This is a genomic window from Streptomyces sp. NPDC008238, from assembly GCF_042956445.1.
Classification (GTDB): Bacteria; Actinomycetota; Actinomycetes; order Streptomycetales; family Streptomycetaceae; genus Actinacidiphila.
This window is the reverse complement of the sequence record NZ_JBIBGK010000032.1, coordinates 62,802-73,943: the sequence shown is the minus strand read 5'-3', so window position 1 is coordinate 73,943 and position 11,142 is coordinate 62,802. Positions and strand designations below refer to the sequence as shown.

The 11,142-nt window shown below is 73.3% G+C and carries 11 protein-coding genes; 4 read left to right on the top strand and 7 right to left on the bottom strand.

What is annotated here, in order from left to right:
• Positions 1–776 precede the first annotated feature (776 nt).
• A complete protein-coding gene (locus ACFZAU_RS36870; RefSeq protein WP_500555809.1) occupies positions 777–1,355 on the bottom strand; it encodes a TetR/AcrR family transcriptional regulator in 579 nt (192 codons plus the stop codon).
• Positions 1,356–1,479: 124 nt separating this feature from the next.
• On the opposite strand from ACFZAU_RS36870, the gene ACFZAU_RS36865 reads away from it, so the two are divergent.
• Entirely contained in the window at positions 1,480–2,544 is a 1,065-nt protein-coding gene (locus ACFZAU_RS36865) for an NAD-dependent epimerase/dehydratase family protein (protein ID WP_500555808.1), read from the top strand.
• Between the two features lie 21 nt (positions 2,545–2,565).
• The gene (locus ACFZAU_RS36860; protein WP_500462943.1) at positions 2,566–3,324 is read left to right on the top strand and encodes a Mut7-C RNAse domain-containing protein; all 759 of its coding nucleotides are present in this window, start codon (positions 2,566–2,568) and stop codon (positions 3,322–3,324) included.
• Positions 3,325–3,436: 112 nt separating this feature from the next.
• Here ACFZAU_RS36860 and ACFZAU_RS36855 read toward each other — a convergent pair whose 3' ends face one another.
• Positions 3,437–3,892 (bottom strand): hypothetical protein, encoded by a 456-nt coding sequence (locus ACFZAU_RS36855; protein WP_500555807.1) that lies wholly within the window; start codon positions 3,890–3,892, stop codon positions 3,437–3,439.
• 321 nt (positions 3,893–4,213) lie between these two features.
• Here ACFZAU_RS36855 and ACFZAU_RS36850 point away from each other — a divergent pair, with 321 nt between their 5' ends.
• Positions 4,214–4,885, top strand: coding sequence for an HNH endonuclease family protein (locus ACFZAU_RS36850; protein ID WP_499598606.1), 672 nt, complete (start codon positions 4,214–4,216; stop codon positions 4,883–4,885).
• A gap of 114 nt (positions 4,886–4,999) precedes the next feature.
• A complete protein-coding gene (locus ACFZAU_RS36845; RefSeq protein WP_500555806.1) occupies positions 5,000–6,673 on the top strand; it encodes an alkaline phosphatase D family protein in 1,674 nt (557 codons plus the stop codon).
• Positions 6,674–6,745: 72 nt separating this feature from the next.
• On the opposite strand, the gene ACFZAU_RS36840 is transcribed toward ACFZAU_RS36845, so the two are convergent.
• The 5 genes from ACFZAU_RS36840 to ACFZAU_RS36820 form a co-directional block, all read right to left on the bottom strand.
• Entirely contained in the window at positions 6,746–7,540 is a 795-nt protein-coding gene (locus tag ACFZAU_RS36840) for an ABC transporter permease (RefSeq protein ID WP_500555805.1), read from the bottom strand.
• A complete protein-coding gene (locus ACFZAU_RS36835; protein WP_500555804.1) occupies positions 7,537–8,526 on the bottom strand; it encodes an ATP-binding cassette domain-containing protein in 990 nt (329 codons plus the stop codon). Before ACFZAU_RS36835 ends, ACFZAU_RS36840 begins: the two co-directional genes overlap by 4 nt.
• A 74-nt stretch (positions 8,527–8,600) precedes the next feature.
• Positions 8,601–9,443, bottom strand: coding sequence for a DUF4097 family beta strand repeat-containing protein (locus tag ACFZAU_RS36830; protein WP_499598594.1), 843 nt, complete (start codon positions 9,441–9,443; stop codon positions 8,601–8,603).
• 84 nt (positions 9,444–9,527) lie between these two features.
• The gene (locus ACFZAU_RS36825) at positions 9,528–10,046 is read right to left on the bottom strand and encodes a hypothetical protein (protein ID WP_500555803.1); all 519 of its coding nucleotides are present in this window, start codon (positions 10,044–10,046) and stop codon (positions 9,528–9,530) included.
• Between the two features lie 383 nt (positions 10,047–10,429).
• Positions 10,430–11,107, bottom strand: coding sequence for a type 1 periplasmic-binding domain-containing protein (locus ACFZAU_RS36820; RefSeq protein ID WP_500555802.1), 678 nt, complete (start codon positions 11,105–11,107; stop codon positions 10,430–10,432).
• Between the last annotated feature and the right edge of the window lie 35 nt (positions 11,108–11,142).

Here is an 11,142-nt window from a genome sequence, read left to right as displayed (position 1 = left end):
CTGGGAAGAGGCGGACTGGGCCGGACAGGGCCTTGCCGCCGCCGTCGTCGACTACGCGGCGTACATCGAGGACGGGCTCGCGGCGGACCTGCGGGTCTACCTCCACTGGCTGGAGGAGGGAATCTCCCCCACTCACGGTGACCGGCTGCCGCGGCTCTAAGCGGCCGCGCAGCCGGCGAGCGGAGCAACGTGGGGCAGCGCGTTACGCCACACGCCCTCGCCAGCAGTCGAGGCGCACGACAGCCGGACGCGGTGAGGAATCAGTCCGGGATAACCCCGGTTGCCCCTCACCGGTCGTTGTGCGCTCATACCGGCGGGAGGGGGTGTGGCGGGGTGCTCCCCCTGGCCGAAGGCTGAGGGGGAGAGACGAGCGGCGCATGCCTCGCCGCATGACGGAAGGCAAAGCCCCGCACGCCAGGGGCCCGTATGCCGCGCTGGCGTATGTCCTCCGTATCGGCGGCGGCCAACGGCCGGTGGGGGTGCGAAGGCGGTCCGGGGTTGCCGCGCGTGCCTATCTGACCCCCCACCGGCGGTTGTGCGCCCACACGGCGGGAGGGGGTGTGTCGGGGTGCGCCCGGAAACGACGAGCGGTTAAGTGCGGTGCACAAGGATGTTGACGTAGACCGCGAGCGTTGAGGACGTGCGCCGGCGCGGCCCCGACCCCACAACGAGGTGCGCAGGCCCGCACCAATCGCGCCGGGCAATCGGGCGGGAGGGTGGGAGAGAAACCGCAACAGCAACCACAACGGCGCCGCACACGACAACGGGCCGCGCCCTCACACCCCCCGGCCCCCCGCGAAGCGCAACCCGTCGACGATCAGGTCCAGGATCCGCCCCGCCCGCGCCTCCCCGTTGCGGGCGGCCGGGTCGATCCGCCACAGCACGCTCAGCTGCAGCAGCACGTCCTCGGGGTCGAGCCCGCGCTTGAGCGACCCCTCGGCGGCCCCCGCCTCGAGCAGCGTGCCGATGGCGGCGACGAAGGGTTCGTAGTTCTCGTCGTCCAGGCCGCCGTTGGTCGCCGCGTGGACGACCTCGGCGACGCCGAACTTGAGCCGCCCGTAGTAGGCGACCTCGTCGAACCAGAGCCGCAGCGCCGTCAACGGCGGGTGGACTTCCAGCAGTTCGGGGGCGCGGCCGATCAGCTTCCCGATGTCGTGCCGGTAGAGCTCCATGATCAGGGCTTCCCGGGTGGGGAAGTGGCGGTAGAGCGTTCCGATGCCCACGCCCGCCTTCCTGGCGATCGCCGTGAGGGACGCGCCGCTGGAGGTGGAGAGCTCCTCGCGGGCGGCGGTCAGGATCCGCTCGCGGTTGTCGCGGGCGTCCTTGCGGGTCGGTCCGGGGGGCTTCGGGTTCACGGGTGTCGGCCGTCCGTCGGTGGTCGATTGCTAAAACGGAGGGGCCTCCGGCGGTCGTGAGGTGTGGCGGAGGGGCCTCCGCTTCATTCTGGCACACCCATCCCCACGCACGGAGGACACCGTCATGCCCGAATTGGTCCTGGTCACCGGCGGCAGCGGCTACATCGGAGGCTGGTGCGTCGCCGAACTCCTGCGGCGCGGCTACGACGTGCGGACGACCGTGCGCGGCCGGGACAGGGAGCGGGCCGTCACCGAGGCCGTGGCGCAGGTCGCCGACCCCGCCGGGCGGCTGCGGTTCGCCGTCGCCGACCTCACCTCCGACGAGGGGTGGGACGCCGCGCTGGAGGGCGTCGACCGGGTGCTGCACGTCGCCTCCCCGCTCGGCCTCACCGCCGCCGACCCCGGCGCCCTGGTCGCCACCGCCCGCGACGGCGCGCTGCGGGTGCTGCGCGCGGCGACCGCGGCCGGGGTGGGGCGCGTCGTGATGACCTCCGCGGCGAACGCCGCCAGTCCGTCCTCGTACGCGGAGGAGGGCGTGACCGACGAGACGCTGTGGACCGACCCCGACGACCCGAGGCTGATCCCGTACCGGCGCTCCAAGACCGTCGCCGAACGCGCGGCCTGGGACTTCGTGGCCGCCCACGACGGCCCGACCGAGTTGACGACCGTGCTGCCCGGGGCGGTCTTCGGCCCCGTCCTCACGCCGGACACCCGCGGTTCCGTCGGCGTCGTCGCGCGCATGCTGACCGGCGGGATGCGCGGGGTCCCGAGGATCGGACTGGAGGTGGTGGACGTGCGCGACCTCGTGGACGTCCACATCCGGGCGATGACCTCGCCGCGGGCCGCAGGCGAACGCTTCCTGGCCACGGGCGAGTTCATCTGGATGGCGGACATGGCCCGCGCCCTGCGCGACGGGCTCGGCCGGACGGCCGCAAGGTGGCCACAAGGCAGGTCCCAAACCTTGCCGTACGGTTCGCGGCCCGGTTCACCGACCCGTCCCTGCGCGAGATCACGCCCTCGCTCGGCCGCCGCAACCGCCACAGCACCGAGAAGGCGCGCCGCGTCCTGGGCTGGGAGCCCCGGCCGGCCCGGCAGACGGTGCTGGACTGCGCCCGCAGCCTCATCGACCACGGGGCGGTGTGATCCGGCTCGCGGGGAAATCCGCGTGTGCCCCGCGCCGCCGGGGTGACATCCTGGCGGGGTGAGCGGCCTGAACGGACCCGAGATCGGCATCACCTTCGCCTCCGCGCTGCGGCTCTTCGCCGCGGCGCCACGACGGGAGGGGCGGACGACCGTCGTCACCGACGGGGTGTCCACCCTGGGGCACGTCGTGGAGTCGCTGGGGGTCCCGCTCACCGAGGTCGGCCGGCTGCTGGCGGACGGCCGGGAGGTGCCCGTCTCGTACGTGCCCGCCGGCGGCGAACACGTGGAGGTCGAGCCCGTCACCCGGCCGCAGTCGGTGCCGGGCGCGCCCCTGCGCTTCCTGCTCGACGTGCACCTGGGCACGCTCGCCCGGCGGTTGCGCCTGCTGGGCGTCGACGCCGCGTACGAGAGCGAGGACATCGGTGACCCGGCCCTGGCCGCCCGTTCGGCCGCCGAGCGGCGGGTGATGCTCTCACGCGACCGCGGACTGCTGCGCCGCCGGGAGCTGTGGGCGGGCGCGTACGTCTACAGCGACCAGCCGGACGAGCAACTGCGGGACGTGCTGGGGCGGTTCGCCCCCGACTTGGCCCCCTGGACGCGTTGCACGGCGTGCAACGGGCCGTTGCGGGAGGCCGACAAGGACGCGGTCTGGGAGAAGCTGGAGCACGGCACCCGCCGCAGCTACGACGTGTTCGCGCAGTGCGCCGACTGCGAGCGCCCCTACTGGCGCGGCGCGCACCACGCCCGCCTGGAGACCATCGTCCGGGACGCGGTGACCGAGTTCGGCGCCGCCCAGGCCGCCCCGCCCGGCCGGCTCGCCAACTGAGCGACGGCTTACAGGCGTTCCCCGATGCGGGCCGGTTCCGGGGGGTGCGGCCCGCCGCCGTCCTTGATGTCCTGCTCGCAGGTCCGCCTGTCGTAGGACCGGTCGTTGGGTATCACCAGCACTCCGGCCACCCGCCCGGGGTCCTCGACAGTGAGCCAGTCGTCGCCGGTGCGCCGGTGGGGTCGCCGTTCGGCCCGAACGCCTGGGACGGGGAGATCGTCCGGCACCCCAGCACCACGCGCTCCTCGTCGACCGCGCAGGCCTCCACCACGGGGTCGGATCCCCCGCTGGCGCCGGCGCCGGCGCCGGCGCCGGCGCCGTCGAAGCGGAAGCGGAAGCGGACCCGGTCGCCTCCGGAGGGCTCCTGCGGGTGGGGTCCGAGGCGCCAGCCGACGACCTCGGCGGTGACGCCGACCGGCTGCCCGTACACGTCCTCGACCCGCACCCGGACCCCGGCCGCGCCGCGTTCCGCGGTCGTGTCGCTGCAGCCCCAGCCGGCGGAGCAGCCGGACAGGGCGAGGACCGCCAGGGCCGAGCAAGGACCGGCACGTACGCGTGCGGGGAACACCGAGGGGGCCTCCCGTCGGGGTCGGGCGGAGCAGTGTAGCCCGGGCCCTCGCGGCAGTGCGGCACGTTGCGGCCAAGACTGACGGTTAGTCAGAGATGCCTGTTCCGTGCTGCCTTGGCGGCCTGCGCCCACCGCGCCCGGGCCGTAGGGGGCCGGCCGGCGCGGGCCCCGTGGCGTGGATCCGGTGACGTCCGGCCTCTAGACATGACGTGTCCATGTCGCCAACCTGTTACCTGCCGCTTGTCCCGCAGAAACGTCCCAGCAGAAGGATGGCCAGCGGTTTCAGCGGCCAAACACCCCCACACCAAGAGGGAGTTCCCTATGTCCCGGATACGCAGTGCTCTCGCGCGGCGCAGTGTCTACGCGCGTCGACGCCTGGGTCTCCTCGTGGCTCTCACCAGCCTGTTCGCCGGTTTCGCGACCCTGAACGGCCCCACCGCGCAGGCGGCGCTCCCCACGCCCGTCAGCGCCGCCACGGCCCGCACCTACCTGGCCTCGCTCAAGGTCGCCACCGAGAACCGCTCCGGATACAACCGCGACCTCTTCCCGCACTGGATCACCATCAGCGGTGCCTGCGACACCCGTGAGACCGTCCTCAAGCGCGACGGCAGCGGCGTGGTCACCAACTCCTCCTGCTCGGCCACCAGCGGCAGTTGGTACTCCGTCTACGACGGCGCCACCTGGACCGCCGCCTCCGACCTCGACATCGACCACCTCGTGCCCCTCGCCGAGGCCTGGGACTCCGGCGCCTCCGCCTGGACCACCGCCAAGCGCCAGTCCTTCGCCAACGACCTCACCCGTCCGCAGCTGATCGCCGTCACCGACAACGTCAACCAGGCCAAGGGCGACCAGGACCCGGCCACCTGGATGCCGTCGCGCTCCGCCTACGCCTGCACCTACGTGCGCGCCTGGGTCCAGGTCAAGTACTACTACGGCCTGTCGGTCGACACCGCCGAGAAGAACAAGCTCAGCAGCGTGCTCAGCGGCTGCTGATCCCGCGTCCCGGCCCCGCCCCGGCCGCCGGGACCGCGGCCGGGGCGCGGCCGGGAACTCACGCCTTCCCTCCGACGTCCACAACTCACGACGACGGAGGGAAGGCCGACCGCCATGGCACAACTGCGCCTGGGCCCGCTGCTGAGGTACGTGGACGAGGACACCGCCACCGTGTGGGTCGAGGCCGACCGCCCCGCCACCGTGGCCGTCGTGTGCGACGACGGGGCCGACGGCACCGAGCACACCTGGCAGATCGCCGGCCACCACTACGCGATCGTCACCGTGGGCGGGCTGCGCCCCGGCACCACCACGGCGTACCGCGTCCTCCTCGACGGGCAGCAGGTCTGGCCGCTCGCCGACTCCCCGTACCCGCCGAGCACGATCCGCACCGCCGGGCACGACGGCAGCGGCGAAGGGGACGGCGAGGCGGACGGACGGCCGCTGCGGGTCGCCTTCGGCTCCTGCCGCTGGGCCGCACCGCCCCCGGACGAACCCGACCCCATCGGCCCCGACGCGCTGGACACCCTCGCCCACCACATCGCCTCCGGCGACGCGCCCCGCCCCGACCTCCTGCTGCTGCTCGGCGACCAGATCTACGCCGACGAGACCTCCGCGGCCACCCGCCGCTGGCTCGCCCGGCGACGCGACCTGAACGAGCCGCCCTGGGACCAGGTCGCCGACTACGAGGAATACACCCACCTCTACTACGAGTCCTGGCTCGACCCGGACATCCGCTGGCTGCTGTCCACCGTGCCCAGTTGCATGATCTTCGACGACCACGACGTCATAGACGACTGGAACACCTCCCACACGTGGCGCGACAGCATGCGGGAGACGGACTGGTGGCACGAACGCGTCACCAGCGGCCTCACCTCGTACTGGGTCCACCAGCACCTCGGCAACCTCACCCCCGCCGAACTCGCCGCCGACAAGCTGCTCGCGGCGGTACGCGCGGCCGACGACGGCACCGAGACCCTGCGCGCCTTCGCCGCCCGCGTGGAGGCCGACCCGGCGCACACCCGCTGGAGCTACCGCCGCGACCTCGGCCGCACCCGCCTGCTCATGGTCGACTCACGCGCCTCCCGCGTCCTGGACGAGCACGAACGCGCCATGCTCGACCCGGCGGAACTCGACTGGCTGCGCGAGAACGCCCGCCCCGACGGCAGCTTCGACCACCTGCTCGTCGGCACCTCGCTGCCCTGGCTCCTGCCGCACGCCATCCACGCCACCGAGGCCTGGAGTTCGGCCCTCTGCGGCGGCAGCCGCGGCCACCGCTGGACCCACCGCGGGGAGCGCCTGCGGCAGGCCGGCGACCTCGAGCACTGGTCGGCCTTCCCCGACTCCTTCGACGACCTCGCCGGGATCCTCAGCGACGCCGCGGACGCGCCCGAGGCCCCCGCCACGATCTGCGTCCTGTCCGGCGACGTCCACCACGCCTACACCGCCGAGGCCACCCGCCCGGGCCGGCCCCTGCGTTCCCGGGTGCTGCAACTCACCTGCTCCCCGGTCCACAACACCATCCCCGGGTACATGCGCCTCGCCTTCCGCTTCGCCTGGACCGGTCCCGCCCGGCTCCTCGGCCGGGCGCTCGCCCGCCACGGCCGCGTCGACCGCCCCGCGCTGGGCTGGCGCAAGCTGGACGGTCCCTGGTTCGGCAACCAGCTGATGACCCTGACCCTGCGGGGCCGCGCCGCGGATCTCCGCCTCGACCAGACCCGCGCGCCGAAGGGGACCTCACGACGGGCGGCGCTGGTGACGGTGATGGACACGCACCTCACGACCGGCTGACCACCACGACCGGACACCACGACGGAGGGCCCGCGCAGCGCGCGGGCCCTCCGTCGTGGTGTGTATGGAGGATCAGAACTTGCCGGTGCTGTTGAACCTCGCGGTGGACCAGAAGTAGCCGAGGACGGTGAGGCCGACGCACCAGGCGGCGGCGATCCAGGCGTTGTGGCCGATCCCGGTGCCGAGGAGGAGGCCGCGGAGGGTCTCGATGGCGGGGGTGAAGGGCTGGTACTCGGCGACGGGCCGGAACCAGCCGGGCATGGAGTCGAGGGGGACGAAGGCGCTCGACAGGAGCGGGAGCAGGATCAGGGGCGTGGCGTTGTTGCTGGCGGCCTCGGCGTTGGGGCTGACCAGGCCCATGCCGACGGCGATCCAGGTCAGCGCGGTGGCGAACAGGACGAGCAGGGCGAGGGCGGCGAGCCATTCGAGGACCGTCGCGTGGGTGGAGCGGAAGCCGATGGCGACGGCGACGGCGGCGACGACCAGGACGCTGACGAGGCACTGCAGGACGCTGCCGACGACGTGCCCGACGATCACGGAGCCGCGGTGGATGGCCATGGTGCGGAAGCGGGCGATGATGCCCTCGGTCATGTCGTTGGAGACGGAGACGGCGGTGCCGATGGTGGTGCCGCCGACGGTCATCAGGAGCAGACCGGGGACGAGGTAGGCGATGTAGGCGGAGCGGTCGGGGGTGCCGCCGCCGATGCCGGCGCTCATGGTGTCGCCGAAGACGTAGACGAACAGCAGGAGCAGCATGACCGGGGTGAGGAGGAGGTTGAGGGTGAGAGAGGGGTAGCGGCGGGCGTGCAGGAGGTTGCGGCGCAGCATGGTCGCGCTGTCGCGCAGGGCGAAGGTGGGGGTGCTCATCGCAGGGCCTCCGTGGTCTGGTGGGGGAGGGTGGCGTCGCCGGTCAGGGCGAAGAAGACGTCGTCGAGGTCGGGGGTGTGGACGGTCAGTTCGTCGGCTTCGATCGCGGCGGCGTCGAGCCGGTCCAGCAGGGTGCGCAGGGCGCGCTGGCTGCCGTCGCTGGGGATCTGCAGGGTCAGTGCCTCGTCGTCCCGGGTGGCCCCGCGCAGTTCGTCGGCGGCGGAGCGGTAGGCGGCGGGGTCGGTGAAGCGGAGCCGTACGTGGCCGCCGGGGATGAGCCGCTTGAGTTCCTCCGCGGTGCCCTCGGCGGCGATGGTGCCGTTGTTCAGGACCGCGATGCGGTCGGCGAGTTCGTCGGCCTCCTCCAGGTACTGCGTGGTGAGGAAGACGGTGACGCCGTCGGAGACCAGCTCGCGGATGATCTGCCACATGGTGTGGCGGCTGCGCGGGTCCAGTCCCGTGGTGGGCTCGTCGAGGAAGATGATGCGGGGGCTGCCGACCAGCGTCATGGCGATGTCGAGGCGGCGCTTCATGCCACCGGAGTAGGTCGACGCGGGCTTCTTGGCCGCCTCCGTGAGGTCGAACCGCTCCAGCAGTCCGGCGGTCACCTTCCTGCCCTCGCTCTTGGACAGGTGGTGCAGGTCGGCCATGAGCAGCATGTTCTCCTCGCCGGTGATCAGCCCGTCGACGGCGGAGAACTGACCGGTGACCCCGATCGCGGCGCGCACCGCCTGCGGCTCGACGGCGAGGTCGTGGCCGCCGACGCGGATGTCGCCCGCGTCGGCGGTGACGAGCGTGGAGAGGATCTTGACGGCGGTGGTCTTGCCCGCGCCGTTGGGGCCCAGCAGCGCGAACACCGAACCGGCGGGGATGCGCAGGTCGATGCCGTCGAGGACGGTCTTGTCGCCGAAGGACTTGCGCAGTCCGACGGCGGAGACGGCGGCCGGCGGCGTGCGGCCGTCCGGAGAAGTCCTGGGCGTGGGCATGACAGATGAAGACACGGGGCCCTCCGATCGAAGGCTGAGGCGGGTGGGGAGGGGAGCGGTGGGGGTGGTGGTGCTCAGGCCCGGGCGCGGTGGATCTCGATGTTGCCCCAGCGGGTCCGGGCGTGGACCTCGACGGTGTCCTCGGTCTTCTGCGGGGCCTCGGAGCCGCTGAGCGTGTTGCGCACCTGCCCGCGCTCGGAGCTGACGTCGAGCCAGGCGGCCGTGCCCTCGCGGACGCCGACCTCGATCGCGCCGTAGGAGGTCTCCAGCCGGACGGTGCCGCGGGCGACCTCGGCCACGCGCAGGTTGCCGTGGGCCACGGTGGCCGTGACCGAGGCCTCGGCGCGCGCGATGTCGACGTTGCCGTGGGCCCCGCGTACCCGCAGCTCGCCGAGCGCGGCGCCGACGGTCGTGGTGCCGTGCGAGTTCCGCATCTCGGCGGGGCCGCCGAGGGTGCCGACGCGCAGGGTGCCGGAGCTGGTGGTGATCTCGGCCGGGCCCTCGACGCGGTCGACGGTGACCGTGCCGTGGGAGGCGGTCAGCTGCAGCGGGCCGGTCGTGTCGAAGCGGACGTCGTTGGACGAGGTCTTCACGCGGACCTCGCCGAGCCGGCCCTCGCCCAGCACCTGGGTCCAGGAGCCGGTGACGTCGACGTCCGAGCCCGTGGGCAGTTCGACCGTCACGTCGACGGCGCCGCTGGGCCCGATGAGGAAGCGCTCCTTCGTCCTGACGGTCAGGGCGCCGTTCGCGTACGCGACCTCGGTCTGCTCGGCGGCCCGTACGTCCTTGTCCCGCTTCGGCTCGCGGGGCCGCACCTCGACCACGGTGTCGGGGCGGTCGCCCGCGGTGAACCGGATGGAACCGGCGCCCACGTGGGCGGTGACCGAGATGGGTCCGGGGGTGTCGAAAGAAGGCATGGCTGTCCCGTCCTCTTGAGTCCTTGGGTCGTCCCCGCTGGTGGGACGTGATGTGTGGGTGACGTGGGTGGGGGCGGGGAGCGCTTAGCGCACCCAGCCCCGGAAGCTCTGTCCGGTGGTGCGGGTCTTCTCCTCGGCGCGCGGCTGCGGTGCGCCGTCGACCGCGGCCGACACGGCGCGGACCAGCCACGCGTTGACCGACAGGCCCTCGCGCCCGGCGGCCTCCTCGGCGCGGGTCTTGAGGTGTGCCGGCAGGCGCAGGTTGACGCGGGCGGTGCCGCCCTCGTCGCCCTCGACCGGCGCGGGGGCCCTGAGCGGTTCGACGGGTGCGGTGCCCTGGTCCGCGGTGCCGCCGCCGGTGGGCGGCAGCGTCACCACGAAGTCGGGGTCCAGCCCGCGCAGCCGTACGTCGACCGAGCCGGGGGCGAGTTCACGGGTGATCTCGTCCATCGCGGCGGAGAGCACGTTGAGCATGGTCAGGCGGGTCGCCGACTCCAGGGGAGCGGTGAGCCGTTCCGCCAGCTCGCGGGCGTCCTCCCCGCCGGCTTCGGCGGCCACCGCGAGGTCGCGGCGGAGGGTGTCGACATACGGGGTGAGGTCCATGACGCCATAGTGGCACCATCGTGGCGCCATGCGCAAGCCCCTATGGCGCCGCATGTGGCACCGGATGGGCGGCACGGGGTCTGAGCTGCACAAACGTGGTGGTTGTTGTGGGGCCGGAGGTGGTGTCATCGGTGGCCGACGCGCCATCCGAGGCGCAATGTGGCACCGGATGGCACCACGTGGCGCCGGGTGGTGTCACTTGGAGCCATGTGGCGCCATGCAGTGCCATGCGGTGGCACGTGATGCCACCGCAGGAGCATCCGCCCACCGGTCAGCCCGCGCGTTCTGCCGGGTCCTCCGAGCGCGCAGCGCCGTGGCGGCGCGGGGTCCGGGTCAGGGCCTCGGCGGCGGAGTGCCAGGGGACGGGCGTGGCGCCGGGGGTGTCACCCCTCGTGCTCGTCCAGCCAGAGGACGATGCCCGTCACGCCGCCCAGCACGGACGCCACGCCCGCGCGGATCGCCGCGGCGCAGCGGGCGGGGGTGAAGGTGCCGGCGTCGTACGTCGAGGACATGCCCAGGCCCTCGCCGCGGAACGAGGCGCCGGACCAGTCGACGGAGGTGACGTTGGCGGTGGGCTCGGCCAGTTCCGCGCCCACCACGAGGAACTGCTGCGAGAGGTGGTTCGGGGTGACCGTGGCGAGGGGGTCGATCAGGTCGTTGCCGGCGCTCACGATGAGGTCCGGGTGCAGGTCGAGGGCCCGGGTGGCGGCGGGCAGGAGGTCGGCGGCGTGCTCGGCCTCGACCTTCCTGAGGTCGACGTGCTCGGCCCGGGCCCACTCCTCGACCGCGGTCACGAGCGTCTTGGTGGGGCGGTCGTCGCCCGCGGTCAGCAGGACGACGCGGTAGCCCTCGGAGGGGTGGACCCCCGACCAGGAGCCGGGCCGCGGGGTGGCGGTGGCCTCGGGGGCGGGTGGGGCGGCGCGGTCGACGAACCCGGGGCCGGGGGTGCCGACGGCGCTGGGGCTGGGGTGCGGCTGCGACCAGTCGTCGCCGGAGCCGCATCCGGTGAGCAGCGCGGTGGCCGCGGCCAGGACGGCGGCGGCCCGAAGCGAGGGGCGCAAGGCGATCGACCTCCGGGTGTGACAGGTGGTGCCGT

Bases quoted from the DNA above. Each gene is read 5' to 3' on its own strand.
- ACFZAU_RS36865 (WP_500555808.1), top strand. From the start codon at position 1,480: ATGCCCGAATTGGTCCTGGTCACCGGCGGCAGCGGCTACATCGGAGGC.
- ACFZAU_RS36850 (WP_499598606.1), top strand. From the start codon at position 4,214: ATGTCCCGGATACGCAGTGCTCTCGCGCGGCGCAGTGTCTACGCGCGT.
- ACFZAU_RS36845 (WP_500555806.1), top strand. From the start codon at position 5,000: ATGGCACAACTGCGCCTGGGCCCGCTGCTGAGGTACGTGGACGAGGAC.
- ACFZAU_RS36840 (WP_500555805.1), bottom strand. From the start codon at position 7,540: ATGAGCACCCCCACCTTCGCCCTGCGCGACAGCGCGACCATGCTGCGC.
- ACFZAU_RS36835 (WP_500555804.1), bottom strand. From the start codon at position 8,526: ATGCCCACGCCCAGGACTTCTCCGGACGGCCGCACGCCGCCGGCCGCC.
- ACFZAU_RS36830 (WP_499598594.1), bottom strand. From the start codon at position 9,443: ATGCCTTCTTTCGACACCCCCGGACCCATCTCGGTCACCGCCCACGTG.
- ACFZAU_RS36825 (WP_500555803.1), bottom strand. From the start codon at position 10,046: ATGGACCTCACCCCGTATGTCGACACCCTCCGCCGCGACCTCGCGGTG.